This is a genomic window from Algoriphagus kandeliae (assembly GCF_004571135.1).
Classification (GTDB): Bacteria; Bacteroidota; Bacteroidia; order Cytophagales; family Cyclobacteriaceae; genus Algoriphagus; species Algoriphagus kandeliae.
In genome coordinates this window covers 542,473-559,756 of the sequence record NZ_SPSB01000001.1, presented here as the reverse complement: position 1 = coordinate 559,756, position 17,284 = coordinate 542,473, and the positions used below count along the sequence as shown (strand labels likewise).

Here is a 17,284-nt window from a genome sequence, read left to right as displayed (position 1 = left end):
GTTACACCTTCTTAGCTCGTGGTATTTTAATAAACAGTATGCTTTAATTTTATGCTTTTCTTCACCAAGCAAGATCCCAATTTTAGAATTAAGGGTTCTCGAGACCCCTTAGGTTTTCAGCCTATTTGGCAATCCTTAGGCAGAAGTATAATTAAATATTTATCTACGGTCTCAATTAATCTCACCGATTTCCAAGTCATGTCCTATGCTTGGTATTTTTATGGGGAAAGGAATCCGTCTGGTTTTCTGCCTTTCTTCCTCAAATTCGAACAGGCCTGTGGATTTTCCCGGGTATTACATCTTAATGAGGGGGGCTTTAATGGCATCGATTTTATCCGCAAGAAAGTGAGTAACTCACCTTATACTTTTAGCTTAAAACCTGAACATACCTTATTGAGCAATCAAAAAAGCTACGGTATTTATGGTAAATACAATCGACCTTTTACAGAAATAGGAATTCGAAAACGGGATGAGTTTCAGCAGCTGATAGAAAGTTCCTTGGAATCAAAAGTAAATGGTTTACCCCTACGTCCATTAGTCGACAAGCTATTGAAGGAAGATGTAATCACCATGGATGAGGACAACTTATTACTTTTTGCAGAAATGTTACGGTCTGTTACAGAAGTAGAAAAACTTTTTTATCAAAAGGTCCTACTCGAAGTTGATGGAGATCATGTCCAAAATACACTTTTCAATATTTTTAATACACATCCAGAATTAACTCAAGTGGAAGGATTTCAGCTCTATTCTTTTATCGATGATTTATTAGCATTAAGTGATAATGAATCATTAAATCAAAGACTGATACGAATAAAACATGCGGAACAGATACTTACCCCCTATGCATTCCTGTTCCGAACATTACAGGATGAACCCAATTGGTCGCGTTCCAAAATTGAAAAGATGCCCATCTTTAATTCCTTTCCACCCAAATTGAATTATGAATTCAACGATTCTGTGCTGGATTCCCTAAATGCAAGTTTACAAAATCCGCCTTTCGAGATTGTCAAAACAGCTATTGAGCGTAATAAATACATCAGCGAGAACCGTAAAAATGCACCTTGGTTGAAGGAGGAAAACGGAGAAGTAAAGGTCTATTATTCCGATGGGGCCAAAACTATCGAGTCTTTTGATAAAGACTCGGATTTTGAAAATATTTATTTCTTCCCCACTTATATTTCACTTTACAAACAAATTATGTTGTAATGGGGACTGTTATACTCGCTGAACATTTAAAAGAAAAAATGAACGGGCGGAAAGTTCGTGCTGCGGTGTTCCATACCTTCAATTTTGAACCGGACTTTTTTGAAAATTATCTACTGCCACTTTTCTTTCCCGATATTCCGTTTGGTGAAAACCGTATCCAAAACGCTATCCTGTGGCGTAAGTTTCAACACGAACTGCCACCCATCACCGTGTATTGTGATTTCCATGCCAAGGCTCAAAAAGGAATTAACCTAGACTATGTGGTACGAACCATAGATATACCCAAAGTAGCAGGTGTTAAACCTTGCTTTCATCCCAAACATAGTTTTATTCTACTGGAAGATTGGGAGCTTTTGGTGGTTACAGGATCGAACAATATTACAGAAGCGGGTTGGTGCAGTAATCTTGAAGGATTCAGTTATTTGAGTTTAAAGAGTAATGAATTTTTCCCGAGAAAGTTCAAAGATGAACTTAAGGAATACCTTCGTGATCTTAGGAATACATTTTTTAATGAAAGGTTTGATGAGACAGAATCATGGAGTAAGGCAGATAATGAAATAGATAGGTTTTTTCGACAAGTCGGTTATACGAATCAAAATCCGAATTTGTATTATTTCAACAGTGCCCGTAGAAATGAATTTCACGATGGTACATTCGTTAGTTTTATTAAGTTCATCAAGGATGAATTGAACAAGGGCTTACCATTTCAAAGAGTAAATGTAATTTCACCCTACTACCCCACGTCATCGGGGCTTTTTAAGGAATTTAAAGATCTCACGGAGTGTGCTGATATCAGTTTTTCCCTCCCCTTTGAAAATGTAGATGTTGTCGCCATTGATAAGGTTCTATATGAGGAAGTTGCTTCCATGGGAATCAATTGGAAGGAGGTAAACGACGTAGAAGCTACCAAAGGCTACCGAAGGAACCATTCTAAAGTATACGAGTTGATAGGTGATTCTAAAGTTTTCACTATCGTAGGTTCGGTGAACTTTACTAATATGGCCTGGAAAGGGGTTAAAAATGGCGGCAATTACGAATCTGCTATTTTGTATGTAACAGATAAAACAGATTACCAAGAACATGATTTATTAAAACCCTGCGATATTAGTACATTAACCTTTACAGAACCAAAACCAGAAGAACAGATTTCAGAAGATAGAGAAGACGCCTATGATTTGCGCTTTATATTGGATTGGAGTGCAAAAACCTTGGAGGTTATTAACGAAAATGAAGACAATCAACGAGGGTATATTTCCGGCGGTAATTTTTCAAATATTTCGATTAACGGTAGCCGAATTGTTCGACTGAGCGAGGAGCAATTGCGTTACTTTGCCAATCGTCCTTTGATCCCAGTAAAACCTTCTGGGAAGGACACAATATTTTATTACTACCCCATCCACAATAACATAGAAGCCATGCCAATGCCAGAGCGATTGGTATTGAATGACGTGGAATTGCTGGAATTGTGGAAATCGATTGAGCAGGATGATGACCCTTTGTTAAGTTTACAGTTGATCGATCGATTTATTGATAGAATTACTGATGAAGCAGGAGATATTCAAGAAGCCACTTTGATAGAAAACCATAGCACATTGAATATAATGGCAACCCACATAAATGGTTTGTTGGCTTTGCAAAAAAGGTTGTTTACTGAAAAAGGATTGAAACAATACCGAGAACATACTAGAAAGCTTCGGGAATATTATTTATTGGCCAACAACGTGGACACCTTATATGGTTATCGTAAACTGCTTAAAAAAATGGAGTCTGAAGGGAAATTGAACGAAGGTTTTTATTGGCTTTTGTTAAATATCATCGATCTCTTTTTTTATATGAATGTTGAAGCAGATGATTTTCAATTAGAGGATAGTTTTGATAAAATATTATCGATACATAAAGAACTAGCAACTGAAATACAAAATGTTTCCAAGAAAATGATTGGAAAGGACTTGACAAAAAATCATTTGAAATGGGCTCTAAAAATGATAAAGGATGAGGTTGCTAGATAAAACTGCTAGGGAGCTTATCGATTTAAACCCTAAGGGATCTATAGACAAAGAAATTGCAGAGCGTCAATTTCAAGTTATTTTAAAGGGATTTAATTATCTCTATCAAGAGGGCTCGGATTTTTTATATATCGCTGATGAAGTAGGATTGGGAAAAACCTATGTGGCTCTTGGGATTGCTTCGCTTTTGCGGCATTTTTCAACTTTGGAAAGAAGAAATTCATATAAGGATGTAATACTCGTACCTAAACAAAACCTTCAACATAAATGGGTTCGGGAAATAAATAATTTTATTCGACACAATTACTTAAAAGAATGCAACATAGTAAAGTCTGTTTTGGGTGCTCCTGTTGGTGAATGTTCAGAACGAAGCATCCATAATAGACTCACTTATTTTCATGACAACACTCCATCTTATGAGATTTTCCGAATATCATCTTTAAGTATAGCCACGACACAATATTCTGATTGGAAGACGAGGTTGTTGGAAAGTTTACCAATTACTGTACATGATTTTTTCAAAAAAGGAATCAAGCTTTACCGGAAAAAATCGGATGAAATTTACCTAAAACGACTATTTGCTTATTTGCTAAATCTCACTTTACCTGAAATAGATCTCCTTATCGTGGATGAGGCCCATAACTTTAAACATGGCATCGGAAGTGAGGTTGCGATTCGAAATCAAGTAATCTCAAGGATGATGGGAGTAGTACAGGAAGAAGAAGACCAACAACTCTTTGTGGATTTCCCAGAATTAAAAGACCAGATAATCAGGAAGGCAAGGAAGGTTATTTTTCTCTCGGCCACTCCTATTGATAATGGTTTGTACGAATTGAAAAACCAATTCGATTGTTTTATACCCAACCATGCTTACAGGAATTTGGAGGATGTAGAGGCTGAATTAAAGACCGCCTTATCCTCATTTATGATTCGTGGATTGATGAAAATACAAATCGATCAAGAAGGCACGGTGAGTAGAAATATGTACAGGCATGAACACCGCAAAGGTAATGTCGTCAAATTGCCAGATGCAGCACCCCAGAAAATTGAAAGTAATTTGGAGTCAATTATTATTGGTCTACTCCAATTAAAAACCCTAAAACATTTTAATGAATCGAACAATAAGAGTTTTGAGATTGGGATGTTAGCAGGTTTTGAAACCTTTAATACCCAAAGTGAATCCGACAGGGAGTATGAGGATAGTTCAGTACATGAGAATAAATCAGCCGACTCCGAAATTATCAAAAATATGGCTGAATCCTACTTTAATCATTTCGACACCTATTTGCCTCACCCCAAACAGGACAACTTAGTTGAAGTTTTATTTGATGGAATGAAAAAGGGTGAAAAGGCCTTGGTTTTTGTACGTAGGATAGCTTCTGTGATGGAACTTGAACGTAAACTAATCAATAAGCTTGAAAAGTGGGATTATGAACGCATTAAGAAGTACCTATCTAAAAGTAGTCGATTGAAAATTCTTGAAACTGCCTATCAAGAACGCCATCAAATCATGGAAATTGATAGGCTACTATATGAAGTAAGCAAAAAAGTATATGAATTGTATAAATGGGATTTAAGGGAATTAAGTGAAGACGATTCTATTGACCTAGTGCAGCGATCGTATGATATTTTGTTGGAATTATTCAATTCAAGCTTGGATTACGATGAATTTAAACGCTTCCGTAACCAAATAAAGGGACACGTTGGATTAAGAAATATTAAAACAGAACTAAAGAAACTCGCTTTTGAGTTAATAAGAAAGTATTTGACCGACAGGGGAAAACAAGAGATTGAAAATGATTATGAACAAATTGAAGAGCAGGATGATGCTCTTTTTGGTTATTTCTTCTCATCTTATTTCAGTACAAAACGTTACCAGGAAGGTTTCAACTTTAGGAATCGCAGTTCTACAAAGGATTGGTTCCGATTTAATCTTTATTACTTAAGAGATGAAATAAATGAATTGGATTTTGATGAAAATAAACTTAGGAATATAGAGTTTAGTGAAAAAGAGAAAACAGAAGCTAGGCGGATTGAATTGGCAAATGATCGTTTGATGGAGGCCATTGCAAAGGATGGAAGGCCAATGAAGAAAACGTTTCAAGAAATAGATCCATTTTTTTTACGGAAACCCTTTTTAAATTATTTGTTTCAGGAAGAATTGCATAAAGAGTTTAAATTCTGGTTGGACGAACATTGGAATTCAAATTCCGCCATTCATGACTTCTGGGAAAATTTAGAGGCTTTAATCGAAATCATCCGGGGGATTTTTCGAAATGGTTCTGGATTATTGCCGTCTTATATCGCTGAATGTATCTATCCCGAAAATTACGAAAAAGGCCTATTAAAGATTTTAAAAGAGACTTTTCCAGAAGTACTGAACGAGTTAAAAGTTATTATTTGTGATTTTGACAAAATCATTGCAACTAATTTTCCCGATAAAAGTAAGATTCAAAGGGCTTTATATAATCAAACACCGGTAGTAGGAGCGAGTGGATCCCACAAACGTAATATCAGTAGAGTCGCTATGCAATTTAGAATGCCAGGATTCCCTTACGTTTTGATTACCACAGATGTGTTAAAAGAAGGTGAGGATTTGCATCTTTATTGTAGTGATGTCTATCATTATGGAATAGCTTGGAATCCATCCGACATGGAACAACGAACAGGAAGAATTGATCGAATCAATTCGATGAGTTATTTCAAATTGAAAAAAGATGGAAAGCGGACTTTCGATAATTCATTACAAGTTTTTTATCCCTACCTAGCGGATACACTGGAAGTGAATCAAGTGGCAAAAGTTTTTACAAAAATGAATGCCTTTATTGATACGTTTTATGATTTGTCTAATGTAATAGAAAAAGACACCAAGGCAACAACTGATGCAATCATAGAAATAATTCCGGAACAGATTAAAGACTTATTGGAGTCCAAATACGACTATGAAAATTTTCAAGGAATTTCTGATCAAATAATAGATGAACTAGAGCCAAATTATGGAATTGGATTTACTAAACAATCCCTTTTGGAAAAATTGCAAACGACATTTGATTTAATAATTCAGAAATTCAATGACTTTTATGTATTTCCAAAGCAAGACCCTATAAATTTTAGTATATCAGCCAATGTAAAGCTTAATGGTAGAAGAGCCCCTTTAAAAATAATTATGTTGAAGGGAAAATCATTCGATGAAATATTGTGGTCTGTGGAATCTATCATTTGTAGAAGCACAGAGTTACGAAGCAGGACAATCCGAGACGAAATCAAAAATAGTCTACAAGAATTGGGTTTTGATTTAATTGATAACAATGAATCGCTTTTGGTAGAAAAAAGAATCGACCTAGATACACCCAATCAAGAAATGTTTGAAACAATTAAGAGGGTAATCCAAACTGCAGACAAGTTAGAAGAGAGATATACGGGTGGTGATTTAGATATTTAATATTCAATGAATAAAATTTATCATTCTTTAGCACCTCAAAATACAATAGTTACTTACCCTCACCCTTCTTCAGAAACCCTCGAAAGATCTTTAAAAACGATTAAATCCCTACATTTCTTCTACCACCGGTTGTGCCTGCCTTTGTAGCTGGCAGGTCTCCACGAACGGTTTTAATCTAGAATCTTCAATAAGGTTACGTTTCCTTCTTGCTGGCACCAATTTCCCATTTCCAAACAGAAAATCCTGCGCCAGCGCTGGTGTATGGGATGCCTATTGACCCCGGGCTAAAACCCGGGGCTGCCTGCCGGTAGGCAGGGCTACAAAAAGTTAAACTCCTCCGGAGTTATTTACGAATTCTAGGTTTTGCCAACGTGTGCGGAGGGAGGATTTGGCAGCGGGGTGTGCGCGAGCCATGTGGGCTGAAGCTTGGCCAAATCTTGACCTTTTGGTTCTTTTGGGTCAAGCCAAAAGAACAATAAAAACCGTTTCCATCTTGCTGGCACTAAGCCACGTCTCCAATCAAAAAATTCTGCGCCAGCGCTGGGGAATCCATAGATCTCATTTACCCCGGGGTTAAAATCCCGGCCTGCCTGCCGGTAGGCAGGGCTACAAATATTACGCTCCTACGGAGCTTTTTGGAATTAGATCACAACGAAATTAATGATTAGCCAACGTGTGCGGTGGGCTGACGCAGCAGCGGGCCATGCGTTGGGTTTGCGCGAGGAAGCTTTACTGCGTCTTGGCTTTTTGATTCTTTTTTGCCAAGAAAAAAGAATGAAGAAATCCGCTTCTATCTTGCTGGCACCAATTTCCCATTTCCAAACCAAAAACCCTGCGCCAGCGCTGGGGAATCCGTAGATCTCATTTAACCCCGAGTTAAAACCCGGGCCTGCCTGCCGGTAGGCAGGGCTACAAAAAGTTAAACTCCTCCGGAGTTATTTATAAATTCTAGGTTTTGCCAACGTGTGCGGTGGGAGGATTTGGCAGCGGGGTGTGCGCGAGCCTTGCGCGGGGAAGCTTGGCCAAATCTAGACCTTTTGGTTCTTTTGGGTCAAGCCAAAAGAACGAAAAAAAGACTAACTATTCGGGATTTGTAATCCGGAATCCACCTCAAGGTTTCATTTCCATCTTGCTGGCACCAATCCAACATTTCCAAACCAAAAACCCTGCGCCAGCGCTGGGGAATATTGCTACCTATTTCCAGGGGTTGAAACCCCTTGCTATTGATAATTTCACTCCTACAGAGCTTTTGGATTTCGGTAATCATTAAGGATTTTTTACCTAGTTGTAATTGAAAGAGACTAACAGTAGGATATTCGCCAAGTGACATATTTCCTCGTCATTAACTGCAAACTGATAGAATTTGCATCTATCAACACAGTGAAAAATCCCTCAAAATTCCTTCAATTAACAAAAATTTGAAAAAAACTTTATTTGGATTGATTTATATAAACCAAATAAAAGTATAATATATCTATAAATATAAAATCTAATTGTATTATAAAATATATTGTAAAATAATCATGACAACATATAAAAACAGAAATAACAATATATAATTTATGCCGTTAATTATAATAGATAGTATTTAAAACCATAAACCTATTTATTATGAAATATTTAAAAAACAATCATTTATACAAAACCTTATTTGCTACAGTATTTACATTTCTTTTGGCTATTCCTTTAACACTAGCCCAAAAAACTTACACCGATATACGAGAAACAGAATACCTCTCGGACTATCAAACCTATGATTGGGTACTCGCAAAGGATGTAATGTTGGAAGATATTTGGATGAGCGGAGATATGGTGTTTGTATTTAATAATGAGACATCTAATGCTCAAGTAAAAGAAGCTATTGACATGCAAATGTCCGCTCGAGGATTCTCACATGATGAGGAAAATCCCGATATGCTAGTCAATTTTCAGATATTGGAAAAGCCTACTGAGTTGAGAACCTACACCATGACCAATGGTCAGGATTACCTAGGCTTTGGACCTCGCTCCATGAGTACGAAAATGGTACCTGTGAAAGCTGGAACCGTCATTGTCAACTTCATTGATGCCGAAAGCGGTAATCAAATCTGGCAAGGTTTTGCCTCAGGAGCATTTAGCGTTTCTGATCTGAAAGACATTAACAATTTAGAAGCGAAAGTTATATCTATATTCAACGATTGGGATTTTGATCCATTTGGTGAAGAGTAAATGATAAACAACTCTTCAAAGGCGATGTTAGAACCATCGCCTTTTTTTTATTTTCAAATAAAATGATGGCCCCGAATATTAAGGAGGCAAAAGAATAAAAAAACCGTTTCCATCTTGCTGGCACTAAGCCACGTCTCCAATCAAAAAATACTGCGCCAGCGCTGGGGAATCCATAATTCTCATTTACCCCGGGTTAAAACCCCGGCCTGCCTGCCGGTAGGCAGGGCTACAAAAAGTTAAACTCCTCCTGAGTTATTTACAATTCTAGGCTTTGCCAACGTGTGCGGTGGGAGGATTTGGCAGCGGGGTGTGCACGAGCCATGTGGGCTGAAGCTTGGCCAAATCTTGACCTATTGGTTCTTTTGGGTCAAGCCAAAAGAACAATAAAAACCGTTTCCATCTTGCTGGCACTAAGCCACGTCTCCAATCAAAAAATTCTGCGCCAGCGCTGGGGAATCCATAGATCTCATTTACCCCGGGTTAAAACCCGGGCCTGCCTGCCGGTAGGCAGGGCTATGGATATTTCGCTCCTACGGAGCTTTTTGAAATTAGATCACAACGAAATTAATGATTAGCCAACGTGTGCGGAGGGCTGACGCAGCCGCGAGGTGTGGGTAGGCCTAGAGCGTGGAAGTTTAGCTGCGTCTTGACCTTTTGGTTCTTTTGGGTCAAGCCAAAAGAACAAAGATAAATTATTCATTTCCATCTTGCTGGCACCAATTTCCCATTTCCAAACAAAAAATCCTGCGCCAGCGCTGGTGTATGGGATGCCTATTGACCCCGGGTTAAAACCCGGGGCTATTAACATATCGCTCCTACGGAGCTTTTTGGAATAAGATCATCTAGAAAATATTGATTAGCCAACGTGTGGGGTGGGCGGACGCAGCCCTGCCTGCGGCAGGCAGGAGCGGGCCATGCGTTGGGTTTGCGCGAGGAAGCTTTGCTGCGTCTTGGCTTTTTGATTCTTTTTTGCCAAGAAAAAAGAATGAAGAAATCCGCTTCTATCTTGCTGGCACCTATTCCCCATTTCCAAACAAAAACCCTACGCCAGCGCTGGTGTATTGGTTACCTGATAACCAGGGGTTAAAACCCCTGGCTATTGATAATTTCGCTCCTTCGGAGCTTTTGGAGTACGGTATTAATTCAGTATTTCTGCCACCACTCGTTTTGCATTAGACGAAACCAAATCGCTACGAACAGTTTAAAGACCAGCAATTATCAAGTAATTCTTTTTTAAAAAGCTAGCTAATAATTCCTTCCATCCTTTATATTAAAGCTTTGGACATTTGGAATGGAAACACCTAAAAACCTTGCCCCTTCTTGTAAAAACTGCGGAGAAGCGCTGCAGGGTAATTTTTGTTCAAACTGTGGGCAAAGCGCTCATATAGAGCGTGTAAGTTTCAAATCACTTTTAGAAGATCTAAGCTCCAGTATATTTTCCTTAAACGCAGGCTTTTTCTTCACCTATATTCAACTTTTCAAACGACCTGGATTTTCCATCCGGGAATTTCTGGAAGGAAAACGAAAAGCCTATGTCAGGCCCATCGCCTACCTGATTACTGCCTCTACCATCTATTTCTTTCTGGCAATTTTATTAAATCAAAACACCTTTATCAATGATTTTCTAACTGGTTTTAGCAGCGCAGAACAAGCTTCAGCTGATGCATTACCAAAAAACCCAATTTTGGATTGGTTCTCAAAAAATTATGCCTACACGGTCTTATTGTTGATTCCTGTGTTTTCCTTGGCTTCGGGAATCTGCTTCCGATCAGAGCGACGGAATTTCTTAGAACATATGGTGCTAAACTCCTACATCACCGGTCAGCAATCTTTTATTTATGTGAGCTTTAATATATTAAACAGTATCTTCCCTAATGACTTTTTTGAAATCAGCCCCCTATTTATCTCCGTGGCTTACAATTTTTGGGTTTATCAGGAATTTTTCCAGAAGGGAAAAACCTGGGTCAAACCAATCAAGACTCTCTTGACCTACCTTCTGTTTTTGTTCTTTATTTTGATTTGTTTCTTTATTATGATGGCCATTCAAAAATTATATCTGTAGCCAAAAAATCTAACGTAGCTCGTAGCTGATTAAACTTTGTACTCGCTCAAAATCGCTCTTTAGAATTTCGCCTAAGCCATTCGAATAGTAGTAAAGTGTTCGGATTTCAGTAATCCCGACACCTTTTCCAAAAGTGTAAACCCGAACCCTAACATTGGAAGGATTATAAATAATGGAATCCTTTGCATAAATGTAATCCCGACCATTAATTCTCTTTTTGCCTCCTATCATATAGTAAAAAGCAGGCACCGTTCCATCTCGTTGGGATAAAAGAAATTGTTCTGAATTTTCTCGGGATATATAGCGAGTAGTTAGAAATTCTCCTACAACATTATAAATATTGGTGTCAGAACCTATATACATAATTTGGTAGGCTCCATCATAAGAAGGAGAACTACTGGAAATATCAATCCGGCCATCACCCATAGTGTAGGTAATGTAAAAAGGAGAAGAGCTTGTACCGTCAGAATAAACCTGTTTCACCTCATAGTTCCATACGTTCCCCTTCAAAATCGGGAAATAATGTATTGCCATCTCTGGCCTCCTAGGCTCTTGATCTTCACATGAAGTGAAAACAAAAAGCATCAGAAGAGAAGAAATGAATGTGATGATGGATCTATATATGATTGAATTCGGGTCCATTTTCCCAATAACTAGATTTCCTCTGTTTGTATGTTAAAATACAGTAATTCAAAAGGATAGCCAACGAAAATACTCAGGACAATAGCTGATGATTGTCAGGGAAAAGATTTAAGCCAAAATGACTGATTTGCAATTATTGCAAAAATAGAATTTTGGCTTGGGAATAATCAATTGGTGTCTCCTAGGGGAACTAGGTAAATTGAAACTATCTAAGCTCTAGGAAATTATGAAATCAATACTTCTCTTTTTTGTGTGTCTTTGGATTCTTAGCTCATGCAAATCCTATCAAACCATCACCCCAGAAAATCTGGAAGATACTTCAGAGGAGAATCATCAAGAAATTATAAAAGGCAACCTAATGACTTTGGAAAAGGATGCTAAAATCAAGGTTATTAGCAAATCAAGTGCAGAGCTGAGATTAAGTTACCGCTCCTACTCCAGCGATACATTGTATGCGAATTACAACCTACCCAAGAATAAGTTTCCAGTTAAAGTCCCAATTCAGGAAATCGAGGAAATAAAAGTTTTGAAGTCAGATGTCAAGACCACAGTGATTCTTTCAGCAGTGGGTTTAGGCGGGTTTATTTTGGTTACAGCTGTAAGTTTTTCAGACTTTGCCCCTGATATAGGAATTCCATTTTAAGTAAAAATCAATTACAGAATAAAAGCCTTCAAATATGAAAGACATACAAAAAATCACAATCTTCCTATCAATGGTGCTTTTGCTTTCACAATGCAAAACCTATCAACCAATGGGATCAAAAAATTCACAAGAACTTTCTGATGAGAATCAAACAGCGATTATTAAAAGGAATTTATCGGCCTTAGAAAAGGATGAAAAAATTCAAATCCTAAGTAAATCAGGAAGAGAAATGGAATTAAGATATCAGTCCCATTCCAGTGATACTTTGTATGCAAATTACAACATGCCCAAAAATAAATTCCCTACAAAAATTGCTATTGATGAAATTGATGAATTAAGGGTTAAAAAAATCGATCCTTTGGGAACTATAATGGTTTCTGGCTTAGGAATTACATCTATTTTAATTATGATAGGCACATTATATTCAAACATGCAGTTTGGTGGATTTTCAATTTAGGCCAATAGCCTTCACAATCTCATAGTTAATCAAAAAAATGATTATATCCCATCGGCATTTCCATCTTGCTGGCATCAAGCCCATATCTCAATCAACATATTATACCGTAGTGCTGGGGAATCCGGTGATCTCATTTACCCCGGGTTAAAACCCGGGGCTATTAACATATCGCTCCTATGAAGCTTTTTAAGATTAGGTCTCCTATAAAATAATGATTAGCCAACGTGTGCGGCGGGCCGACGCAGCCCTGCCTGCGGCAGGCAGGAGCGGGGTGCGCGTAAGCCATGCGGGGGAACCCCGATAATTATCGGGGTGCGTCTTGGCTTTTTGATTCTTTTTTGCCAAGAAAAAAGAATGAAGAAATCGTTTACATCTTCCTGGCATTATGATACGTTTTCAAATCAGAATCCTGCGCCAGCGCTGGGATATTGGTCATCTTTTAACCAGGGGTTAAAACCCCTAGCTATGGAAGTTACGCTCCTCCGGAGCTTTTTAAGATTAGGTCTCCTATAAAATAATGATTAGCCAACGTGTGCGGCGGGCTGACGCAGCCCTACCTGAAAGCAGACGCTCAAACCACTCCATATTTTTTTTTCACCAAATTCTGATTACTTTCAAAAAAACCAATGGGAACTTTTTATCAGCCTCCCTTTGCCAAACTGCCGATGAAGATTATATGTCCGTTCGTTTGAGAAACTTATTTTTTTTGCTGTTACCCATCCTATTATTTGCCAGTTGTACAGGCAAGAATTATCCTATGGCTGAAAAAGGAGTATTGGATGCGAGTTCTTGGGATTTTGAAGATCAAGGTCAAATCAGCCTTAATGGTGAGTGGGAATTTTACTGGATGAAACTTCTATCCCCAGGAGAATTCTCAGATCAGGAAAACATCAAATACATCAATGTGCCAAGTGTGTGGAATTATGAGACCATTGATGATACTTCCTTGACCGGCACAGGTTACGCCACCTATAGACTTCAAATCAAGACACCCAATTCCGGTGAAAAATTTGGAATACGAGTTCCCTTCCACTTCACAGCCTATAAGCTATGGGTCAATGGAGTAGCTCTTGCTGAAAACGGAAAAGTAGGCACTTCCAAGGAAGAGATGGTTCCCCAAACAGTTCCCCATTATATCTATGTAGATGCCAATGGAAATACCCTGGAATTGGTCCTTCAAGTCTCTAATTTCTATTTCGACAAAGGTGGTACACCTGCCGCTTACAAATTGGGAAATGAGGCTCAGGTCAGCCGATCCCAATTACAAAATATGGCCATTGACCTCTTTTTGGCGGGAAGTTTGTTCATCATGGGGATTTACCATTTGGGCCTCTATTACCTTCGAAGAAAGGAAATTTCTACCCTGTATTTCAGCATCCTTTGCTTTTTGATTCTGCTTCGAACCTTTGGTTTGGGTGAGACCTTTCTCATCTCCATGTGGCCGGATTTCAATTTTGAAGCCTATATCAAATTGATCTTTTTGGGAGCCTTTATGGGTCCGACGATTTTCACCTTGTTTGTTGAAACAATCTTTCCCGAAGACTCAAAGCCTGTATTAGGAAAAGTGGCTCTTATTGGAGGTCTGCTATTCTCCTTATCCTTACTGTTTCCTGCTAGGGTTTCCACCTTTTTATTGAATCCTTATTACCTCTTTCTAGCTGTCACTATCATCTATCAATTGTATGTAGTGATTCGAGCGATTTGGAACAAACGGGATGGTGCTTGGGTGGCTTTTACAGGGATGTTTGTAATGTATTTGGCTTCGGTCAACGACGCGCTTTTCGACATTCAAATCATCAGTAGCGGCTACTACAGCCAATATGGTCTTTTGATCCTGATATTTTGCCAGTCCTTCCTTCTCTCCTCCCGCTTTTCCAAGGCATTTACCTCGGTGGAGAGCCTTTCTCAGCATATCCTCAAAATCTACAAAGCCAACAATCGCTTTGTACCAAGTGAGTTTTTGAGTTTTCTCGGCAAGGAAAGCATTGTAGATGTGCAGTTGGGCGATCATGTGATCAAGGATATGACGATTTTCTTTGCGGATATCCGGTCATTTACGACTATCTCGGAAACCATGACACCCGAGGAAAACTTCAATTTCATCAATTCGATCTTACAGCGTATCAGTCCAATCGTACGGAAAAACGGCGGCTTCATTGATAAGTTTATGGGAGATTCGATCATGGCATTGTTTCCGTCTGATCCCAAAGATGCCGTCAGCACAGCGGGTGAATTGCTCAAGGAACTCGAGCTTTTCAATGATATACGCGCCAAGTCGGGCTACCAGCGGGTGAAAATCGGAATTGGTATCAACTCGGGTTCCCTAATGCTGGGAACTATCGGTGAGGAAGAAAGAATGGATGGAACGGTGATTTCAGATGCTGTAAACTTAGCTTCCCGCCTCGAAAGCCTCACCAAAACCTATGGCTGCAACATCATCGTCAGCGATCATTTGCTTGAGCAAGTCCAGGAAAAAATCCGCATGGAGTATCGTTTTCTCGGTAATGTACAGGTGAAAGGAAAAACCAATTTGGTCCCTATCTACGAAATCTTTTCCTTCGACGAACCTGAGCTATACAAGCCAAAGCACAAAACCAAGGCAGATTTTGAAAAGGCGGTTCAATGCTTTATGAACCAAGAATATACCGAGGCAAAAGCCTTATTTGAAAAGGTGCTTTTGGACATGCCGGAGGACAAAGCCACCTTATATTATTTGGAGCAAATGACTGCTCTTGTTTGATTAGTTGGCTTTTCTCCAAAATACCGGACTCATATTCGGTAATTGCGTTTTTTATAGGCTTTATTGTTATATTGAAAAATAAGAAGAAGTTTTTTCATTTTTCCCCACTCCAATATGAATATTCCATACCGAAATCCCATTGTACATGACTCCGGTCCGTCCAATTTTACAGGCCCTTATGAATTGACAGATTCCGCTCTGGCGAATTTTAAGATTACTCGAGAAAAATTTGGAACCACCGAGATTATCCGACAGGATGGCTCTTCTGTCACCGTCAAAGACTATCAATACAAACTTCCTGATGGAAGCATAGGGATGCATTTTGTCCCAATCAGCGATGATGGTAGCGTGGTAGATCCTTCAGGAAAGCTATTACCGGGTTCATCATTTATAGATGCATTTCTACGTGAAACCATGAACCTGGGACCAAATGACCCCATCTATGCTCTCTTGAATTACTTTCATCCTGAACAAAATAAGGGTACACTTGAAGAGCTACTAACCACAATGGACAAGTTGGAGTTGGGTTTCACGCACTTAGGCGCCTACTATGGAAATGGATACACCACCAATGCACCTATGCTTTACCATGGGCATAAGTTTGGAGTCAATGGAAAAGTGGATGGTACTCCCTTCGGCTATCCTGCCAATGTGCAGGTAATTTCGATGGATGGTGTTCCCCAGGTTACTTTGAATAAAAATTTGCAATATGTAGATACCTGCCTGAACAGTGGGATTATGTTTCCCAAGGATTACAAAAATTCCAAATTCCGGCCTGTAGACCTAAATACAGCCCTGATGTTTTATCGGGACTGGATCAAATTTGAAGGCTATCTGAGAAATGATGACACCTGGTATACCTACTGTGCCGCACACAAGACTTTGGTTGCGACCATTGCCTTAAATCTCCCTCACAACTTGGCTTCTTTTCAGGAAGTTTATGGTAAGGATGAAGGTGCAGACCTCTATCAACGCTTTATAAAATTCTATTCCAATATAATTGGTCCCGATCCCGGATTCATCAAAGAAAATGAGACCTATTTTGAACCATTGTGGAAAAAGCAAGGGTACACAGCAGATCAAATCAAACCCTTCTCCCTCGCAGAATATCAAGCTTATGATAAAGCCCGCAGAGATGGTAAACTAAAAGCATTTAAGGGAAGAAAGCCTCTAGGCCTTTCTGAAGCCACATGCTGGACCGCTCAACGATCTTCTGACGTAATCTATGACATCATTCATTTTTATGCAGACATGCTGGATGTAGGTCCTATCGAGACCAATACAATTATCCTCGGCATGATGGAAAAGATTGACGAAAGAATGGGAATAGGCAAGTTGGAATACCTGATGCATTGCATGCCGATTATTGAAAAGCTAATGATGGCACATGCGAAAATGAATGCTGCCAAGGACCCAAAAAATTACCTTCAGAATACATTTAAGGCACTTTACATCGCTTGGGGAGGAAATCCAGCCGATGAAGTCAATTTTGAAAAGGAGATAAAGTCATTGCATGGTCTTAAAGCCATTGCAGGTGCCCTTTTTAGCTTTATCAAGAGTGATCCTAAGCCCATAGCAATTGCAACTTGGGCACTATTCGATGTAGCAATCCATTATGAAAAAATCATTGCTGGCGGAGTCGTCCAACCAACGGATGCTTATGTAGAAATGATGAAAAAGATTCAAGCGGACTTAGAAAAAGATAGAGATGTCAACGTCCACAAGGAGAACAAAATAGAGTACAATACACCGCCTGCCATTACCCACCTGATGAGTATCGGCATGTACCAGCCAGGAAAGTTCGTCACCGTTCGGGAAGTTTGTACGGTGGTAGATTTCGCAGAGGTACAGTTAAAACAAAAAACAGCAAACAAATAA

The 17,284-nt window shown here is 38.9% G+C and carries 10 protein-coding genes; 9 read left to right on the top strand and 1 reads right to left on the bottom strand.

The genetic code is table 11. The features are described 5' to 3' along the window. Positions 1–198: 198 nt before the first annotated feature. From E4S40_RS02340 to E4S40_RS02320, 5 genes are all read left to right on the top strand, one after another. On the top strand, positions 199–1,206 hold the full coding sequence (locus E4S40_RS02340) for a hypothetical protein (protein WP_135070290.1): 1,008 nt from the start codon (positions 199–201) through the stop codon (positions 1,204–1,206). Continuing rightward, positions 1,206–3,215 (top strand): phospholipase D-like domain-containing protein, encoded by a 2,010-nt coding sequence (locus E4S40_RS02335; RefSeq protein WP_135070287.1) that lies wholly within the window; start codon positions 1,206–1,208, stop codon positions 3,213–3,215. The genes E4S40_RS02340 and E4S40_RS02335 overlap by 1 nt, the downstream gene beginning before the upstream one ends. Further along, positions 3,199–6,654, top strand: a complete 3,456-nt coding sequence (locus E4S40_RS02330; RefSeq protein WP_135070284.1) for a helicase-related protein — start codon at positions 3,199–3,201, stop codon at positions 6,652–6,654. Before E4S40_RS02335 ends, E4S40_RS02330 begins: the two co-directional genes overlap by 17 nt. A 1,611-nt stretch (positions 6,655–8,265) precedes the next feature. Beyond that, entirely contained in the window at positions 8,266–8,862 is a 597-nt protein-coding gene (locus tag E4S40_RS02325; protein ID WP_135070281.1) for a DUF4136 domain-containing protein, read from the top strand. Positions 8,863–10,153: 1,291 nt separating this feature from the next. Continuing rightward, a complete protein-coding gene (locus E4S40_RS02320) occupies positions 10,154–10,924 on the top strand; it encodes a DUF3667 domain-containing protein (RefSeq protein WP_135070278.1) in 771 nt (256 codons plus the stop codon). Positions 10,925–10,933: 9 nt separating this feature from the next. Here E4S40_RS02320 and E4S40_RS02315 read toward each other — a convergent pair whose 3' ends face one another. Next, entirely contained in the window at positions 10,934–11,566 is a 633-nt protein-coding gene (locus tag E4S40_RS02315; protein WP_135070275.1) for a hypothetical protein, read from the bottom strand. Positions 11,567–11,792: 226 nt separating this feature from the next. On the opposite strand from E4S40_RS02315, the gene E4S40_RS02310 reads away from it, so the two are divergent. From E4S40_RS02310 to E4S40_RS02295, 4 genes are all read left to right on the top strand, one after another. After that, complete coding sequence (locus E4S40_RS02310; RefSeq protein ID WP_135070272.1) at positions 11,793–12,209, top strand: hypothetical protein; 417 nt, start codon at positions 11,793–11,795, stop codon at positions 12,207–12,209. A 34-nt stretch (positions 12,210–12,243) separates the two neighbouring features. Then, complete coding sequence (locus E4S40_RS02305; RefSeq protein ID WP_135070270.1) at positions 12,244–12,666, top strand: hypothetical protein; 423 nt, start codon at positions 12,244–12,246, stop codon at positions 12,664–12,666. 757 nt (positions 12,667–13,423) lie between these two features. Next, positions 13,424–15,406, top strand: a complete 1,983-nt coding sequence (locus E4S40_RS02300) for a 7TM diverse intracellular signaling domain-containing protein (protein WP_161971760.1) — start codon at positions 13,424–13,426, stop codon at positions 15,404–15,406. 114 nt (positions 15,407–15,520) lie between these two features. Next, entirely contained in the window at positions 15,521–17,284 is a 1,764-nt protein-coding gene (locus E4S40_RS02295; protein ID WP_135070264.1) for a hypothetical protein, read from the top strand.

Coding starts and splice junctions, on each gene's coding strand:
- E4S40_RS02335 (WP_135070287.1), top strand. CDS start 1,206: ATGGGGACTGTTATACTCGCTGAACATTTAAAAGAAAAAATGAACGGG.
- E4S40_RS02325 (WP_135070281.1), top strand. CDS start 8,266: ATGAAATATTTAAAAAACAATCATTTATACAAAACCTTATTTGCTACA.
- E4S40_RS02310 (WP_135070272.1), top strand. CDS start 11,793: ATGAAATCAATACTTCTCTTTTTTGTGTGTCTTTGGATTCTTAGCTCA.
- E4S40_RS02315 (WP_135070275.1), bottom strand. CDS start 11,566: ATGGACCCGAATTCAATCATATATAGATCCATCATCACATTCATTTCT.
- E4S40_RS02330 (WP_135070284.1), top strand. CDS start 3,199: ATGAGGTTGCTAGATAAAACTGCTAGGGAGCTTATCGATTTAAACCCT.
- E4S40_RS02295 (WP_135070264.1), top strand. CDS start 15,521: ATGAATATTCCATACCGAAATCCCATTGTACATGACTCCGGTCCGTCC.
- E4S40_RS02340 (WP_135070290.1), top strand. CDS start 199: ATGTCCTATGCTTGGTATTTTTATGGGGAAAGGAATCCGTCTGGTTTT.
- E4S40_RS02305 (WP_135070270.1), top strand. CDS start 12,244: ATGAAAGACATACAAAAAATCACAATCTTCCTATCAATGGTGCTTTTG.
- E4S40_RS02320 (WP_135070278.1), top strand. CDS start 10,154: ATGGAAACACCTAAAAACCTTGCCCCTTCTTGTAAAAACTGCGGAGAA.
- E4S40_RS02300 (WP_161971760.1), top strand. CDS start 13,424: ATGGCTGAAAAAGGAGTATTGGATGCGAGTTCTTGGGATTTTGAAGAT.